Annotated in this window: 15 protein-coding genes; 6 read left to right on the top strand and 9 right to left on the bottom strand. The window is 45.6% G+C overall.

Annotated elements, in window-relative coordinates:
• The first annotated feature begins 41 nt into the window (after positions 1–41).
• The gene (locus ACTHMC_RS02315; RefSeq protein ID WP_440410490.1) at positions 42–1,991 is read left to right on the top strand and encodes a glycoside hydrolase family 97 catalytic domain-containing protein; all 1,950 of its coding nucleotides are present in this window, start codon (positions 42–44) and stop codon (positions 1,989–1,991) included.
• Here ACTHMC_RS02315 and ACTHMC_RS02310 read toward each other — a convergent pair.
• Entirely contained in the window at positions 1,975–2,469 is a 495-nt protein-coding gene (locus ACTHMC_RS02310; RefSeq protein WP_440410462.1) for a helix-turn-helix domain-containing protein, read from the bottom strand. The genes ACTHMC_RS02315 and ACTHMC_RS02310 overlap by 17 nt on opposite strands.
• Positions 2,470–2,773: 304 nt before the next feature.
• Here ACTHMC_RS02310 and ACTHMC_RS02305 point away from each other — a divergent pair, with 304 nt between their 5' ends.
• Positions 2,774–4,384, top strand: coding sequence for an FMN-binding glutamate synthase family protein (locus ACTHMC_RS02305; protein ID WP_440410461.1), 1,611 nt, complete (start codon positions 2,774–2,776; stop codon positions 4,382–4,384).
• Between the two features lie 51 nt (positions 4,385–4,435).
• On the opposite strand, the gene ACTHMC_RS02300 is transcribed toward ACTHMC_RS02305, so the two are convergent.
• Together ACTHMC_RS02300 and ACTHMC_RS02295 are read right to left on the bottom strand one after the other, a co-directional pair.
• Positions 4,436–5,458: an LLM class flavin-dependent oxidoreductase gene (locus ACTHMC_RS02300; protein WP_440410460.1), complete on the bottom strand. Its 1,023-nt coding sequence runs from the start codon at positions 5,456–5,458 to the stop codon at positions 4,436–4,438.
• A 188-nt stretch (positions 5,459–5,646) separates the two neighbouring features.
• Positions 5,647–6,354 (bottom strand): Crp/Fnr family transcriptional regulator, encoded by a 708-nt coding sequence (locus ACTHMC_RS02295; RefSeq protein ID WP_440410459.1) that lies wholly within the window; start codon positions 6,352–6,354, stop codon positions 5,647–5,649.
• A gap of 102 nt (positions 6,355–6,456) precedes the next feature.
• Between ACTHMC_RS02295 and ACTHMC_RS02290 the strand changes: the two genes are divergently transcribed.
• The 4 genes from ACTHMC_RS02290 to ACTHMC_RS02275 all read left to right on the top strand — a co-directional run bounded on the left by ACTHMC_RS02290 (position 6,457) and on the right by ACTHMC_RS02275 (position 10,247).
• Positions 6,457–7,068, top strand: a complete 612-nt coding sequence (locus ACTHMC_RS02290) for a class I SAM-dependent methyltransferase (protein ID WP_440410458.1) — start codon at positions 6,457–6,459, stop codon at positions 7,066–7,068.
• 57 nt (positions 7,069–7,125) lie between these two features.
• Positions 7,126–7,746 (top strand): methyltransferase domain-containing protein, encoded by a 621-nt coding sequence (locus ACTHMC_RS02285; protein WP_440410457.1) that lies wholly within the window; start codon positions 7,126–7,128, stop codon positions 7,744–7,746.
• A 1-nt stretch (position 7,747) separates the two neighbouring features.
• On the top strand, positions 7,748–8,026 hold the full coding sequence (locus ACTHMC_RS02280) for a hypothetical protein (RefSeq protein ID WP_440410456.1): 279 nt from the start codon (positions 7,748–7,750) through the stop codon (positions 8,024–8,026).
• Positions 8,027–8,183: 157 nt separating this feature from the next.
• Entirely contained in the window at positions 8,184–10,247 is a 2,064-nt protein-coding gene (locus ACTHMC_RS02275) for an FG-GAP-like repeat-containing protein (protein ID WP_440410454.1), read from the top strand.
• 113 nt (positions 10,248–10,360) lie between these two features.
• Here the strand turns inward: ACTHMC_RS02275 and ACTHMC_RS02270 are convergent, their stop codons facing one another.
• The 6 genes from ACTHMC_RS02270 to ACTHMC_RS02245 form a co-directional block, all read right to left on the bottom strand.
• Positions 10,361–11,179, bottom strand: a complete 819-nt coding sequence (locus ACTHMC_RS02270) for a TlpA family protein disulfide reductase (protein ID WP_440410453.1) — start codon at positions 11,177–11,179, stop codon at positions 10,361–10,363.
• Between the two features lie 25 nt (positions 11,180–11,204).
• Complete coding sequence (locus tag ACTHMC_RS02265) at positions 11,205–12,581, bottom strand: RagB/SusD family nutrient uptake outer membrane protein (protein WP_440410452.1); 1,377 nt, start codon at positions 12,579–12,581, stop codon at positions 11,205–11,207.
• Positions 12,582–12,598: 17 nt separating this feature from the next.
• The gene (locus ACTHMC_RS02260; protein WP_440410451.1) at positions 12,599–14,614 is read right to left on the bottom strand and encodes a TonB-dependent receptor domain-containing protein; all 2,016 of its coding nucleotides are present in this window, start codon (positions 14,612–14,614) and stop codon (positions 12,599–12,601) included.
• 35 nt (positions 14,615–14,649) lie between these two features.
• On the bottom strand, positions 14,650–16,086 hold the full coding sequence (locus ACTHMC_RS02255) for a carboxypeptidase-like regulatory domain-containing protein (protein WP_440410449.1): 1,437 nt from the start codon (positions 16,084–16,086) through the stop codon (positions 14,650–14,652).
• Between the two features lie 256 nt (positions 16,087–16,342).
• Positions 16,343–17,494 carry a FecR family protein gene (locus ACTHMC_RS02250; protein WP_440410448.1) on the bottom strand — a complete coding sequence of 384 codons (1,152 nt, stop codon included), beginning with the start codon at positions 17,492–17,494 and terminating at the stop codon, positions 16,343–16,345.
• A 79-nt stretch (positions 17,495–17,573) separates the two neighbouring features.
• Positions 17,574–17,726 (bottom strand): RNA polymerase sigma factor, encoded by a 153-nt coding sequence (locus ACTHMC_RS02245; protein ID WP_440410488.1) that lies wholly within the window; start codon positions 17,724–17,726, stop codon positions 17,574–17,576.
• Positions 17,727–17,737: the final 11 nt, after the last annotated feature.

Below are 17,737 nucleotides of genomic sequence, written 5' to 3'. Positions count from 1 at the left end.
AAATCCATCAGGTACAAAACATGATCATTATTTTTGACCTCATGCAACACCAATACCTGAATAGATGCCTGTGCCTTATACGGCTTCAACTGACCGGCATTGTTATTTTGCTGGCAACGATGGCTTCCCATGCACAATCCTCCGGCATTAGCAGTCCTGACAAAAAAATATCAGTGGCTGTTCAACTGGCTGATGGTAAAATAACCTGGCAGGCCACGTATGGTAACCAGCCTGTCATCCTCCCTTCCTCGCTTGGCCTGAGCACTTCTCCGGATGGAGCGTCAACGCCATGGCGGTTCGACAGCAGCTCGGCAATAACCGCCGTCAACGAAAAATATGAATTGTTCACAGGAAAGAAAAGCCGGATAAACTATCAGGCAAACAGGAGGACCTTCTATTTCCGCAACGCTGCAGGCCAACGGGTTCAGCTCATCTACCAGGTGTCCAATGATGGCATCGGCTTCCGCTATTTTATACCTGCCAGGGACACAGTAAGGATATACAATGAACAGACAACATTCACTTTTGATACCGCCACCCGCGCATTCCTGCAACCAATGCAGGTAGCCAAGACCGGCTTTGAAAGCACCAACCCCGCTTACGAAGAGAACTACCGCCAGCGTATTCCGGTGACCACCGCCTCACCATCAGGATGGGCCTATCCGGCACTTTTTCAACTACCTGGAAACACCTGGGCCCTGATCACCGAGGCGGGGCTCGATGGAACATACTGCGCTACTCGCTTGAAAAATGAACAGCTGTCGCCTGCATTCAGGGTTGCCTTTCCGGATCCGCGCGAAACCATGGAAGCGGATGGATTATTGCCACGCGCTATAGACTCTATGTATACTCCCTGGCGTGTGATCAACATCGGCAGTATCAAAAAAATCATGGAATCAACACTGGGAACAGACCTGGCGCCATCATCCGTACTGCGTGATCCCCGTTTTGTTATTCCGGGCAAAGCCTCCTGGAGCTGGATCATGTCAAAGGATGACTCCATCGTTTACTCTGAACAGAAAAGATATATTGATTTCGCAGCTGACATGCGATGGAAATATTGTCTGATAGATGCCAACTGGGACAGGAATATCGGGTACGACCGCATCAGGGAACTGGCAACCTATGCTGGAAATAAAAAAGTAGGACTGTTGTTATGGTACAACTCAGCCGGCAACTGGAACACGGTGAAAATGACGCCCAAAGACAAGCTATTGACACATCAAAGCAGGCAACAGGAATTTGCCTTGCTGAAAGACATGGGAATCAAAGGCATTAAAGTTGATTTCTTTGGAGGCGATGGACGCTCCGTGATCCAATATTACCTTGATATCCTGCACGATGCTGCCGAAGCCGGACTGCTGGTGAATTTTCACGGCGCAACCCTGCCACGTGGATGGAGCCGGACCTATCCGCACCTGGTAACTACCGAAGGGGTCAAAGGATTTGAGATGATCACCTTTAACCAGCGTGATGCGGACAATGAGGCCAATCATGCCACGATGCTTCCATTCACCAGGAACGTTTTCGACCCGATGGATTTTACGCCTACCAACCTGTACAAAATCCAATCCAGGGTGCAACGGAAAACCACCGGCGCATTTGAACTGGCAACTGCCGTCATCTATTTATCAGGTATCCAGCACATCGCTGAGTCGCCAGCCGGCATGAGTCAGGTGCCGCCTTATGTAAAACAATTCCTGCAGCAGCTTCCTGACCGGTGGGATGATGTTCAGTTCATGGAAGGTTATCCGGGTAAATACATCGTTATAGCGCGAAGGGCCGGAAAGAAATGGTATATCGCCGGCATTAATGGAGAAAATACGGCGCGCCGGGTCCAGCTCAACCTGTCTTCTTTCAGATCATCAAAAGCAACCTGCATCAGAGATGGTGAGGCAACATTGGGTTTTGCCACCGAAACGGGGAAACCGGCTGCAATAAAAAATATTGAAATGAAAGCAGCGGGAGGTTTTGTTATGGTGCTGGAATAGTTCCCGGTGTTCCGATGAAAGCTTGTTGGGATCCTGCTTCTATCCGCTGAAAAGTGGCGGGTGTTACCTTAAACTGCTTCAGGAACATTTTTCCGAAGCTGCTTTGAGAAGCAAATCCCAACTGGCGCGCAACCTGAGAGGCACGGTACCTCCCTTCTGCCAATAACTCCGCTGCTCTTGTCATCCTGGCTTCATTGATCCATTCGTTGGGGGTGAGATCGGTCAGTCCTTTCAGTTTCCTGTAAAGCGTTGGCCGGCTCATATGCATCAGCGTTGCCAGTTGTCTGACATCGATCTTCTTTTGGAGGAGCAGGGCATTTCTGCACTGGTTCAGTTTCATCAAAAGCTCAGATTGTTCAGATAAAGACTTTTTCCCTTGCGGCGTGTTGATGCCAACCAGGTGACAACCGGCGTATTTTCCGGATACAACCTGCAAATTACCGCGTGAGGGAATTGTGTTCACAACATGAATACCCATATGACATATCGTTTTGAGAGAGCCCTGGGGCCTGTTCAGTCTCAAAACTAGGAGCTGTCCTTTGCCTGGTATGGTTCATTTGTAAAAATTACTGTCACAAATGTTTACCTTCGTTACATCGGAACCATCTCGTTCCTGATTATCAATCACCGATTTGACTCATACATACAATATGCGCAATTCCAACAGCTGCGTCTTTGCCAGGTAGGTCCTTCTGTTAAACTCTTATTTTACCAGAAACAGAAGGAAAATACTCCTGGTAAAACGTCCATTTTTCAATTGGCTGAACTTAAATAATATCACTATGCGGCGGAGTTTTATTCTCATTTCAACATTGCTGATCCTTGTAACACTGTCTCTTTCCATATATCTGAATCCCAACTGGTATGTAGTTTTGGTTATAGTAATTACCCTCACCTGTTTAGGATATTACGATATACTTCAGACCAAACACTCCATCATGCGGATCTACCCGGTTTTCGGCAGGCTAAGATTTTTAATGGAAGATCTCCGTCCTAAAATCTATCAATATTTCATCGAGTCGGATATTGATGGCAGACCTATTAACCGGATCGACCGCTCTACAGTTTATCAACGGGCAAAAAAGGAAAATGACACCATGCCTTTCGGCACACAACTGGATGTATATTCAGAAGGATACGAATGGATGTGTCATTCCATGGCGCCCAAGGATTTCAATCTGCTCGATCACAATCCAAGAATAATGGTTGGCAATAAAGACTGCACGCAGCCTTATTCCTGCAGTATTTATAATATATCAGCGATGAGCTATGGAGCGCTTAGTTCCAACGCAGTTGAAGCCATGAATGCCGGAGCCAAAATCGGAGGTTTCGCTCATAATACAGGAGAAGGTGGATTAGCTCCATTTCATTTGAAGCACGGTGGAGATATAATCTGGCAGATCGGTACCGGTTATTTCGGATGCAGAACAGCTGATGGTAATTTTAGTGAAGACCTGTTCCGCGAGAAGGCACAATTACCACAGGTGAAAATGATCGAAATAAAAATATCACAGGGAGCTAAACCAGGACATGGCGGTATACTTCCCGCCACCAAGAACACGCCTGAAATTGCAGCCATCCGGCATATAGAACCCAATACGCTGGTTGCTTCCCCTCCCTACCACAAAGCATTCGGCACACCCAGGGAACTGGTATTTTTTATACAAAAACTCAGAGAACTTTCAGGTGGCAAACCTATCGGGTTTAAGTTGTGCATCGGCCATAAAAGTGAATTCATCAGCATCTGCAAAGCGATGATAGAACAGGATGCTTATCCTGATTTCATTACCGTCGATGGGGCTGAAGGAGGCACTGGCGCTGCGCCACAGGAGTTCTCCAATTACGTAGGTGCACCATTACTGGATGGATTGGATTTTGTGCATAATATTCTCAACGGCCTGAACATCCGCAGGCATATTAAAATACTGGCATCCGGCAAAATCATCACTGGCTTTCATATCATCCGGGCTATGGCGCTTGGTGCTGATGCCTGTTATTCCGCAAGAGCCATGATGATGGCTGTGGGTTGTATCCAGGCATTGTTGTGCAATACAAATAAATGTCCGGTAGGTGTAGCTACACAGGACCCCAGGTTAACCGTTGGATTGGTTGTAGAAGATAAAAAAACCAGGATCGCCAACTTTCACAGGAATACTGTTGAAAGCGTTGTAGAATTATTAGGGGCATCAGGTCTCGAACGAAAAGAAAATATCACGCGTTCGCATATTTACAGACGTATTTCTTTTCAGACCATGTCCACTTATGAAGAGATCTTCCCATCCTATCCTACCGGTTCTTTCCTGGAAACAATTCCCGAACGTTATAAATCAGATTTCAAATCTGCTAACCCTGATCAATGGGGAGTATCGAATATTGGTAGCTGGAGTCATTAGAAACCCATCATTGCAGCAACCAGGGAAAAAGAACATTCCATATCCATATAACTATCGCCAACCCAATCCCGGTGCAACATGCTCCAGGATTGAAGACAGTACATGAACATTATAATCCACCCCTAAAGTATTCGGTATGGTCAATAAAATAGTATCTGCTTCCTGGATAGCTTCGTCAGCCGCCAGTTCTTTGATGAGTTGATCGGGTTCTGCCGCATAACTTCTGCCGAAGATGGCGTTCCTGCCTGGTTCTATCTGACCTATCTGATCGCCCCTGCTGGCTTCCTGCCCGAAGTAGCGGCGGTCCTGTTCGTTGACAATGGCGAAGATAGACCGGCTTACTGATACCCTCGGCTCCCGCTGGTGTCCCGCTTTCTTCCACGCATCTTTGTACAACCTGATCTGTTCGGCTTGCTGGATATGAAATGGCTTCCCGCTCTCATCGAACTTCAGGGTTGAACTTTGAAGATGCATGCCGTTTTCGGCTGCCCAGACAGCGGTGGCATTGGAAGCAGCCCCCCACCAGATCCGTTCGCGGAGACCTTCAGAGTGAGGCTCCAGCCGCAGCAGGCCGGGAGGATTGGGAAACATGGGATTTGGATTTGGCTGTGCAAACCCTACCCCTTTTAGTTTTTCCAGGAACTCGAGCGCTTTACGGCGTCCCATCTCTGCATCGGATTCTCCTTCGGCTGGTTCATATCCAAAATAGCGCCATCCCTCGATTACCTGCTCGGGCGAACCTCTGCTGATCCCCAATTGCAGGCGTCCTTCAGAAATCAAGTCTGCGGCACCCGCATCTTCCACCATATACAGCGGGTTTTCATAGCGCATATCTATTACCCCTGTTCCGATTTCTATTTTAGTGGTTTTGGCGCCGATAGCGGATAGCAAGGGAAATGGAGATGCCAGCTGGGCCGCAAAATGGTGTACCCGGAAATAGGCTCCATCCACGCCAATGGCTTCTGCAGCAACCGCCAGGTCGATAGACTGCAGCAAGGTATCACTGGCGGTACGGGCTTTATAAGCAGGATGGTTAGCCCAATGTCCAAACGACAGAAATCCTATCTTCTTCATATTATAATATTCAGGTTAATACTCCGTTGACCGGTTTGCAGGTCCGGCCATTTCAAAGTTACCCATATTCTTTATATGAAAATGTGGACTATACTAAAGGATAGTGCTGTCAGTTAATTGAGGATCAGGTCAAGTATACCCTCATTCCGGATGATCATCATACCCTGTCTGTCTTAGGTGATGAATTATTATTTGTAGTCCGCTATTTTAATAAGAGCAACCACATCCTTCACAATGATCTTTCGTCCCCGGGTTTCCACAATTCCTTCTGCTTTGAACTCGCTTAATGTGCGGACGATATTTTCCCGCGCCGTTCCTACTAAATTGGCCAGGTCTTCACGTGAAAGATTTATTTCAACAGGCATACCCGGTGTAAAATCTATTTTATATTTTTCGCGCAGCACCACCAATTGCAGGGCCAGCCGCTCACGCACAGAATGTTGGGAAAACAATGCGAGACTATTGACCACTACAGCAAATTCATGGCTAAGGGTTTTTAATAGTCTCTTGCTTAATTCAGATGACTGCTCCAGTACTTTCAGGAAATCTTCTTTTGGAATAAAAGCGATGAGGCTTTCTTCCAGCGCAGCCGCTGAATCCGGATAACGGTCTCCTTCCAGTACGGCATGAAAACCCAGCAACTCGCCTGCATTGGCCACATAAATGATCTGTTCACCACCTTCCCTGGCTACTTTGTATTTTTTGGCTTTCCCCTTTTTAATATAAAAGATACCAGAGGGATATCCACCCTCGCGGAATATGATCTCCCCTTTACTATAGATATTCTCCGTCTGATGTGCAGTCAATACCTGCAATTCATCTTCCGGCAGACCAGTCAGGACCGATTGACTTTTGAAATCCCATTTGTCTATAGGAAAAATTTCTCTGATACTCATATTGGTCCTCAAAGTTACCAATTCTAAAAATGATAAAAATCACTTTTTGGAGTGATAAACTGCCATTACATCCACGCTTCAAAGCATATAATTTTGTGTTACATGACAAAGCAGGAAACTTCTTCCTTGGAGAGCAGAAATAAATGGTTAAGCTCGGATGAACACTTCAACAATCTGTATCCCCTGCCCATAAAACAACTGGCTGACCGGCACTGGACCTCCCTCGCGATTGTCCGGAAAGTTGCCCGGTTTCTTGCGCCCTCCCCTGATGCCAGGGTGCTGGATATAGGCAGCGGTGTGGGAAAATTCTGTATTGCAGCTGCCTGTCATCGGCCTGCCGCCCATTTCTTTGGAATAGAACAACGGAAAGACCTGGTTGAGCATGCCAATATCGCCGGCAGTATCCTGCAGATGGAAAATGTAACTTTCATGCATGGAAATTTCACATCCCTCGACTTCACTGAATTCGACCACTTTTATTTTTTCAACTCATTCTATGAGCACCTGACTGATACCGAAAAAATAGATACTAATATCAGCTTCTCTTCCTCTTTATATGATTATTACAACCGTCAACTTTATAAAAAGCTCAATAACATGCCGGCCGGCACCAGGATCGCAACTTTTCATTCTTTGGAAAACGAGCTGCCTCCTGAATATTGCCTCTCCGAATCGCATGCAGGCACTTTGCTGAAGTTCTGGGTAAAAAGCTGACAACTCGCCAGTATGAAACCTGTAAAAAACAATTCAATAAAAGTGTAACCAAAAGATATGTTTTCCAATCGCAGCGAAGATGCATTGAACAGATACTTCGAAGATGAATCACTGTTCCGGAGCCTGCTCCCCCCACCTATGCAACAATTGGACGATCTGCATTGGTCACCTTTACAGGTGGTCAGAAAATCGGTTCAGTATTTAGTGCAGGGTGAAAACGTGAATATTCTGGATATAGGGAGTGGCATCGGAAAGTTTTGCATGGCCGCTGCTTACCATTACCCCACTGCTCATTTTTATGGTGTAGAACAACGCGAAGAACTGGTACTGCTGGGGGAAAACATCAGAGACAGGCTGGGACTGCAAAATGTTCATTTCTTTAATAAAAACTTTACGCAACTGAACCTGAAGCAGTATCATCATTTTTATTTCTATAATTCATTTTTCGAGAATATTTCCGCTAACGGAAGAATAGACAATAGCCTCGATTACTCGAAAGAACTCTATAATTACTACACTCATTACCTGTATAAGCAACTGGAAGAAATGCCTGTCGGAACACGTTTCGTTTCATACTGCAGCTGGGATGATGAAATACCCAATGGCTACTCCTTGACAGAAATGTATTGTGACAACCTGCTGAAGTGTTGGATAAAAACAGGAAATAAAGAAAATTAAAATGACCAGAATGCTCCCTGATCCGGATAATTATTCCCAAAAGCTAATCAGCAAGCTGCTGCTTGCTTCATCACAGGATGAGGTGAAAAGATTCATACTCACGGCCATTAAAAGCATGCAGATGCATAATATTCATGCTCATATTATAGCAAGGTTTGTGGACAGGTCGCTGCTGCATTTAAGAGCCTTCAGTCCATTAGATTTCAATCCGGAGCAATGGACCAATATAAAGATGGCAATCCTGCAATTCAACCAGCTTAAAACAACGCATCAGCAATGATTGCGGGCAGTTTTACTTAATTCACCGGCTTATTTAAACACTTGACAATAGTCAACATTTTTTTTACAGATTCGTTGAACGACACTTACTTAAATCAGTATTCTTATATTTAGGCCTCCAATTTCAGTAGTATTCATTATCGATGAAACCCGTGCATATGAAAAAAAATCTACCCTATCGCCAGGGCCTCTGGCAATTTGTTCAATCCTTATTTCGCCATGTACATTTTAAGTTACTTCCTGCAGTTTCCTGTGTTGCAGCAATTCTTTTTCTATTGGTTGGCTCAGCTCATGCGCAGGTAACTTTCAGCACAACTACCTTACCCTCCGGAATGGACTACACAGGATCTTTCAGCGCAGCTGTGGTAGTAGCAGATTTCAACAACGATGGACGCCCCGACATCATTTATAACAACGGGAGCGGTACTGGCATTACTTATCTTCAAAACAATAGCGATGGCAGCTTCAGCACGCCTGCCACCAATCCGTTTTCCAATTTCACTGCCAGTTCACCAACAGGTACTACTTTCAACGTTGCTTGTGCAGTGGCGGATTATGATGGAGATGGAGACCTGGATATTTGGGTCCGGGTCAATGGAGGCAGTGCAATAGCTCCCAATGATGTATACCTGGTTAATGACAACGGTACTTATATTAAATCCGACCCGATCGCCGGTATGGAATATACCGGTACACAGTTCGCCAACGCAAAAGTAGCAGATATCAATGGAGATGGATTCCCGGACATTATTTACAATAATGGCGCGGGAACAGCGGTGACCTATCTTCAGAACAATAACGGCAATTCTTTCAGCACACCTTCCCCCAACCCTTTTGCCACCATCTTAACCTCCGTTCCTTCAGCCCTGGTATTTAACCTGAATACTGATATCGCCGATTTTGATGGTGATGGCGACCTTGACATATGGGTAAGGGTGAGCGGAGGAACTGCGTTATCACCCAATGATGTGTACCTGCTGAATAATAATGGAACTTATGAAAATTCTACTGTTCTTCCCGGTCTGGAATTTACCAGTTCAGCTACCAGCAGTGTAAAGGTGGGGGATCTGGACGGTGACGGACTTGCAGATATCGTTTATAATACGGCCGCCTCTCAACCGCTTATCTTTCTCAGGAACTTTGGTGGCTCTTTCGCTACACCAACTCCCAACCCTTTGGCAGCATATGCTTCCGGGGCTCCAACCGGTGTATATGTAGCCAACTTCTCCAGTGTAGCAGATTTTGATGGTGATGGAGACCTGGACCTGTGGATTCGTCTGCCCAACACAAATGATGACTTTTACACTACAGCCTCTGGTGCTGCTCCGGGTTTAGCGTCTGCCACGCCTGCACACCAGGCTTCCAACGTGCCTGTTAACAGCAATATTACTCTAGAATTTAACGAGAATGTCTTTACGAAGACCGGCGGCTTCTTCCAAATACGACTTTTATCTGACAGCAGTGTGGTGGAAACCATACCTGCAGATGCACCCAATGTAACCGGGTCCGGTACTACAACAATAACGATCGATCCTGCAACTGACCTGGCCCACGGAACAAGCTATTTCCTTACTTTCAACCGGCTGGCCCTGGCAGATGTGGATGGCGTGATTGCCGGCAGGTTGAACCAGGAATTAAGGATAAGGGTACCCGAAACCACTCCTGATTTCCTTACGTTCTCCACTGCAGGTACCTTACCTGTTACGTTGACGGATTTTATCGCAATTCCGCAGGGAGACGGGGTTTCGCTCTCCTGGGAGACTTCGTTTGAATGGAATGCCCGCGACTTTGCTGTTCAGCATAGCACAGATGCAGCTACGTGGAATACCATTGCAACGGTTACTGCTGCGGGTTACAGCAATACCAGCCAGCAATATTCCTTCCTGCACAGATCACCGGCACCCGGTATCAATTATTATCGCCTGTTACAGACGGATCTCGATGGCGCCACCCAGCTCTCCCGTATCCGTTCAGTAAAGCATAACAGCAAAAAGTATTTCAAATTGTTCCCTAATCCGGCAACAAAAGCTATCCGTATTGAAACTGACCTGCCCGGAACAAAACATGTACGTATGTATAATGCCGCAGGCGTGCTTGTTCATAAGGGTATGTACCAGTCTACCATATTACAGCTTCCGGTCAGCCAACTACCAAACGGGATATACCATGTGCTGGTAGACAACGGTAATGACTCCGTAGAACAAATCCTGATCAAACAATAAAACGATCGGGGGGAAGACAGCAAATATTGTTCAAGATTAAAACCGGAACGCCTTCAAAAATCCGGCTGCTGCATGCTGCAGCAGCCGGATACAATCATTATCATAGTTAACAACTATTTCTCTTGCCTTGGTATATAAGCCAAAGCTTCATCGATTAAAGACATGAAGGAGGCTCTGTTGCGGGCGTTTTGAACATGGGGTCTGGGTGCATTACTACTGATCAGTTTTCCATTTTTATCAAAGATCATCAAATGCGGATGCCCTGCGTACCGGTAAGTATCCATGAAATCCTGTTCATTCAATACTTTAAAATGCTGAGATGAAGGCGAATAGAACTTTCCTCTTTCACTGATGGCGCCTTTCCATTCCAATAGACTGTCTTGTGCATTTAAACTAATAAATACAATATCTCTCCTGAGCCTGGTCAAACTGTCTGCGATAGGCTTTATTGTTTTGGATAAAGCTTCACAAGGGGGACAACCAATGAACCAGGTTTCAACAACTACAACTTTTCCTATGAAATCATTCATGGTAAATTGCTTACCTGATGTATCCACCAATTGCATTTCAATAGCTTTTTGACCTGGTTTCCTGGCAATTATCAGCCTGTTGAGCACCCTTCGGTTTTCCGGCTCGTTTATATAATTGTATGTAATACCAAGCCAGTTCCTATAATTGAACGATTCAACATCCTGGAGCAGAAAATGCATGAGCAATTCCTCCCGCAAAGGGCCTGAATAATTCTTGTAAAGATTATTGAAAACAGTATCCGCAAGTCCCACATCGGATCTTAGCGAATTTGCTTGCGGATTAAAGGATAATGCTTTTCTAATTTCCATGTTTACGATGGAATCTACTTTTTGAGCAATGCAAATATTAACGGAGAACTGCTGGATAATTAAGAGAAATACAATTCTATTGATAAGTTTCATGATCATTTATTTTTTTAGATTTACTTTATCTGGGTGTTTGTTCAATGCCACTGGCCTCGATCTCCAATAGTGGAATCGGCATGATCGCCCTGCGGTCATTGGGCGGAAGTGTGAATTCCTGTCCATTGATCACTCTTTTCAGGGTGATATTAGCTCCTTCCAGGTTGAGCCGTTTGATATCCGGCAGACGTTGCCCGCGGAATACCAGCTCCTTCCTCCTTTCATCCAGCACAATATTCAGTGCTTCTGTACTGTTTGTGGCAGTTAATGGAGTGAACACGGCATTCTTGTTCCATCTTTTAAGGAGCAGGGCATTCACGGTATCCATTGCGGCCGTTACTTCTCCCCTTCTGGCCAGGCATTCAGCTTTGTTGAGATACACTTCATCCGTGGCCAGGCCGGAAAAAGGCGTGGCCTGTGTACCCCAATATCCGCGTTTGATATACGGTAAACTGTTGCTGGTTCTGAAGAAGATCTGCTTGCGCAGGTCGGCATCGTCATAGCTGTTATAGAGGTTGCTATCTATGATCCCAACATCACTTGTGCTGAAGTTGGCGCTATAGCCATTAACCGCCTTGTAAGCGATGATATTTTCCGCATTGTCCCTCGGAAAAGGAGTGGCTGAGGTGGTTGAGATGGTATTGTAATCAATCAGCTGGTGATACAATGAAAGACAACTATCGGCGTACGCTTCCGCCTTTTCATAATTTCTCATGTTAAGATAAACCCGGCTCAGTGCAGCAAATACTGCGGGCTTGCTGGGTCTTGTGCGCACCATTGGGATGGCTGGCGCCAGCAAGGGTATAGCCTCATGAAAATCCTGCAAAAAGAATTGATAGGTTGCCTGCAGGCTGGCCCTTGGTTGCAGGTCATCGATATCCGGATTGCTGCGTAACGGCAGGCCCGGTTCAGTAGCGGCTTTGCCTTCATCATATGCAGCGCAAAAAGTCTGGGTCATATCGAAATATGCATAAGCCCTCATGAACAGTGCAGCTCCTTTTATATAATCCCATTTCAGCTGGTTGGTGGCAGTTCGCTCTACCTTTTTAAGATTTTCCAAAGCAACATTGCTGTAGAATATTGTCCGAAAAGGCATCTCCCAGGATTCAATGCTGTATGGCCCCAGTTTTTCATTGAAATCCTTTTCCCAGGTATAAGAGAGCTGCTCCAACATATTACTGGCCTGAAAAACATCGTCTTTTATGTAATATTCATCAGCAGCTATATTGCCAAAGCATGTAGTCAGATTCAGGTACTGGTAATTATCCAGGATCATTTGCAGGTCATCCAGTGTTTGAGGCAACAGAATGCCTGTGCTGGGCTTCTTGTCGAGGAATTTCTTCTCACAGGAAGTTCCCATTATCATGATCAGGAAAAGTAACCCCAGGTTATATGATTTCATTTCTGATGATTTGTGGTTTAGAATGTTGCTACCAGGTTCAATGAATACGATATGGGATCAGGGTAGCTGCGGGGATTATCCGGATCAAGGCCTTTATTATTAGCTCGCCAGAGAATGCCCAGGTTATTGGCCATACCGGATACAACCAGTGATCTCATTAATTTCGCAACACTTCCTTTTAGCCGGGGATTGAATTGCAGCCTTATATTCTGCAACCTGATATGATCTCCCTTTTCAACAGTAACAGAAGAATAATCATAGAAGCTCTCCCAATTGGTGGTAACCGGGTAAATAGCTGCAGGTACATCTGTAATGAGTTCGTCACCGGGTTTTTGCCACCTTTTTGCATAATCGGGCGACTTATACACTACGCCTGTGGTAGAAAAAAGATAGCTATTCTTCAATACCGGTCTTCTGAAATAATATCCCATTTTATAAATGATACTGGTAGAAAGTTCCCATGCGCCATAGCTGATTGTATTCCGGAAACCGCCTGAAATGGTTGGCCTTCCGCTGCCATGATATATTAGTTGGCTGAAGTCTTTATTGGATGTGATGGCACTATAATCTTTGGTGATCTTTCCATCCAGCCATCCTTGCGGCATTCCTTCATTGTCCAGGCCAGCCCAGGGATAGCTGAAGAGTGCATTCACTGGCTTTCCTTCCATAGGACTTTGCTGATTGTTGGAGACGTAGATCCTTGGACTGGTCTGCCGCAGCAGGTATTTGGTAACTTTGTCTTTAGCCAGGTTGAAGAAAAAATTAGTGTTCCAGCTAAAAGCACCTTCGATATTTTTGGTGTTCAAAACTATATCGATGCCCTGTCCAACAAAGTTTGCCGTGTTACCCCTGAATGTCAACAATCCCGTTTGTGGTGCAATGGGAGATGAACCTATTTGATCCACGCCATTTTTATGGAACCATTCAATAGTACCAGCAATTATTTTATTGCGTGTAGAGAATTCAAGGCCAATATTCCAGGTGTTCATTTTTTCCCACCTGAGTGCCGGGTTCGGAGGATTTTGAATGATTACAAAGGGCACTCCATCACTGCCAACCAGCGGAGCGGAAGCCGCTGTTACAGCTGATACAGTTTTGTCTACATTACCCAGGTATCCATTGGTGATGCGGAGCTCAAGGGTGGGTAACCACGAAATATTATAGAAGCGCTCCTTGTGGATCATCCACCCTGCACCAACAGACCAGAGGGGAACTTTCTTTTGATTGCTCTTTACACCAAAAATATTGGAAGCGTCTGACCTGGCGCTGGCATTGAAGATATATCTTCCTTTGAAATCATAGCCAAAGGTGGAGAAGTAAGACAAATACCGGTTGCTGGTACCATCCTGAAAGGAATTGATGGGAATATTCCTGGTGGATCCTGTAACAAACTGCGGGTAATCTACCAGGTGATTTACCGGGATATCGGAAGCGGTGGATGCATTATAACCGTACAGGGTTTTGCTGTTATTCCAATATTCTGTACTTCGCATCTCATAACCTAATTCCGCTGAAATGCCGTGCCAGCCTGTATTATGATGGAAGCTAAGTTGAGTACGGCCAAAATGCCCGGTAGTATTGATATCCGATGTGCTGAGGATGGCACCCAATGGGAATGGACGATATACTGTACCGGTAGTGTGGTTCAGCTGGGAAAATTCATTGATTACTTTGCGCGTCGAATACCTGTCTACTCCCCTTTCGCTGTAGATCTGCTGCACATTCCTGGTGTACTGGTAATTGATACTCCATTTCAGGAAGGAATTGATCTTGTAACTGAGGCCCAGGTTCAACTGATAATCTGTGTATGCATTTTTTCTGTTGGGCTTTCTTTCGTCCAGAGGGTAATAATTCCAATCGAGCAGATATCCGGCACCGGCAGTATCTTTATAGGATTGCGCATAATCACGGGCTACCGGCAAAGCATTGCCCTGAGCATCGGCAACACGTTCATAAGGATATTTTGAATCATATTTGTCTTCGGTAGTCCTGTCGGCAGAACTGGCAAATCTCAGGTTGGTTGAAAGTTCCAATTTCCTGTTGGTAGTAAAGATATTGTTGCTCGCATTCAGGTGAAGCGTTGATAGGTCCTGAACTTTTCAGACCGGAGATTATGATCGAATCCACCGGATACCATATAGGTATTGTTGCTGCCCCCGCCACTGAAGTTAAGACTGTATTGCTGGTTAACAGGATATTCATAAAAGTATTTCAGCAGATCATTCCTGTTATCGTATTGGCGGAGCTGGTTCAGTTGCGCAACTGCTTCTTCAGCGGTAAGGTGGTTATTGCGCTTTCTTAGCATGATACCAACAGCCGGAGATATGACCGGATACCTGTTGTTAATCTGTGAATTGTACCTGCCCTTATCGAACAGGAATTGCTCCAGATCAACTGTTTCAGCAGAGCTGAGTTGCTGTTCAGCAAAAAGATTTGGCTTCATGCCTACAGTTATACTAGAATTAAAAGTGATGGTTGTTTTCTGATTGAGTTTCCCTTTTTTGGTGGTGATTACTATCACCCCATTACCCGCACGAACACCCCAGATGGAAGCAGCAGCAGCGTCTTTCAGAATAGTAACAGACGCTACGTCATTGGGATTGATATTCTCAATATTGCCTTCATAGGGGAAATTATCAAGTACAATCAGTGGCTCCTGATCTGCATGAATGGTGCTTCTTCCCCTGATAGTTAATCTGACATTCTCAATGCTGCGGCTTTTAGTAACAAGCAGGCCCGATGTAACACCTTCCAGCCTGTCGATCAGCGAAGAAGAAACCTGCCTGCTCAGCAGTGCACTGTCAATCAGTGTGAATGAGCCTGTAGCCCTGTCACGCGGCAACACCTGGTAACCGGTTGACACCACACCTACTTCCGACAACCGGGTTTCAGACAGCGCAAGCCGGATGAAGCAAATATTGTCCCTGAAGAAAATGGTTCCGCCATTACTATTATTTCCGGCAGGCGTCAGTTTGCCTTTTTCCACCTGGGCGGATAAACTGTTGTAACCAATATAACTGATAACAATCTGGTTTCCTTCTTTTGCATCGATACTGAACCTGCCATCAGCGTCTGTGCTCACCCCCTGCGCTGTACCGCTTATTCTTACTGAAGCTCCTGGTAAGGGTTTGCCCGATGCATCAAACACCTGCCCGGAAATGGTAATGCGGGGAACTACCAACAAAAGAGAGATAGGCTTTTCCGGTATGTCTTGTGATTTACTGAAGAATATCGTCTCGTTCCTGATTGAATACCTGAGTTGCCTGCCCGCTATCAGCTGATCCAGGAACTGATACAGCGGTACCGATCTCGCTTTCATCGTAACCGGTGCAGCATTTTCCAGCACATCATAATCAAAAAACACAGCATAGCCGGTTTGTTGTTTAATACTGGCGAAAACATTTTCCAGCGGTACCGCTTTGCCGGAAAAGCTGATGGTCTGTGCCTTTGAGCCAGCTGCCACCTGTAAGCAGCCTGCAAGGAGCAGGATAGCCGTTAACCTCATAATCCTGAGAGTTTGGTTGAGGGGCCGGGAATAAAAGATAGAACTGTGCGGAGATGGTATGCGCACGATCCTCCTTATCCCAAAGCCGCAATGATCCTTAATTAGCATACATTTGCTTTGTTTGGGTTGATGAAGTCAATGATGAGTCAAGAATTGTTATTGAACTGATCACCCGGATATTTGCCGGATCACGTTGCAACCGTGATCCGGTTTTTTATTTCCGGAAATCAATTTCATGGCTAAATCAAGGATGAGGTCAGGGAAATATTGTGAGTGTTCTATTTTCCAGTTTAAATTTCAGTCCGGATTCTTTCAAGAACTCCAATACATCAGACAGGTTCAACTTTCTTTGTAACTCACCGCCAAAGCGGCGCTTGGGAATATCACCTGCATAAACGATATCGATATCATACCAGCGTGCCAGTTGCTTCATCACTGTTTGCAGATCAGCTTTGTTGAAATTGAATAGCCCATTTTTCCAGGCAACAGCCTGTTCTGTGTTTACATTTTTTTCCAGAACGAAAGCTCCCGAAGTAGTGATGCTGACAGTTTCTCCGGGCTGTAATTCCTTTTTATTTTTATCCGACCTTACCTGTACTGCTCCCTGCAACAAAGTTGTTCGTATGGCAGGTTCATCGGTATAGGCATTGATGTTGAATTGTGTGCCGAGCACCAGCACATCCGTATGATCATTTACAGAAACGATGAAAGGATGATTTGCATTGGCGGCGATCTCAAAGTAGGCTTCGCCTGTTATTCTCACTTTTCTCTCACCTACAAAACTTACAGGATACTCGATGCTGGAAGATGCGTTGAGCCACACTTTGGTCCCATCGGCCAGTTTCAGCCTGAACTGGCCGCCACGCGGAACAGTCAATTTATTCCACCAGATTTCTTCTGTTTTTACATTGCTGGGCGTATACTCCAGTTCACCTGACCGCTGGGTTACATTGCTGCTGCCCTGGTTGAATTGTTGCTGCTGAATTGAATCAAGACTGATCACTGTTCCGTCTGCTCGGGTGAGTGTGGCTTTATCAGTGCCCGGAAGCACAGGGTTTTGCTGAAAAATTGCGATGGGAGAAGATGTAGGCCGTAGCATCCACCAACCGGCGCCGGCAACAGTCAGCAACAAGATGGCCGCCGCCACCCATTTCCATTTTGTGGAGATACTTCGCAGCAATCCTGGCATAACGCCGGGCGAGTCCGACTCCATGATTTTCCGGAACAGTTGCCGTGTCTGCATTTCCGGAACAGGCTCAGGATACTCACTTTCGGTTTCCAGTAAATCATTTACAATATCTGCGGTCTCCTGATTTGTCAGAAGTCCTTCCAGTACATCAAGCTCTTTATCGTTGATAGAGCCTTCAGCCTGTCGTTTCAGTAAGTATATAATAGATGCTTTTTCCATTATTCCGGCATGGATTGGTCTGTTCCATTAACTAGACACAGCAACAGATTAAACGTCACGGCGATAAGGAAAAATATTTTTAAGGGAGCTGAACTATAAGGAAGATAAGGATCAGCGGATCATGACCAGCTGCTTCAAGTCCTTTCCTGATCTCTTTGAGTGCGGCAGAAAGATTATTTTTTACAGTGCCAACCGGTATGCCGAGTTTATCTGCAATCTCAACGGGCTTCAGGCCAGCTTCCC

Origin of the sequence: Pseudobacter sp. (assembly GCF_051955275.1) — a bacterium.
Lineage (GTDB): Bacteria > Bacteroidota > Bacteroidia > Chitinophagales > Chitinophagaceae > Pseudobacter.
Note: the sequence above shows the minus strand (reverse complement) of the source record. Positions and strands in the feature narration are given on the sequence as shown.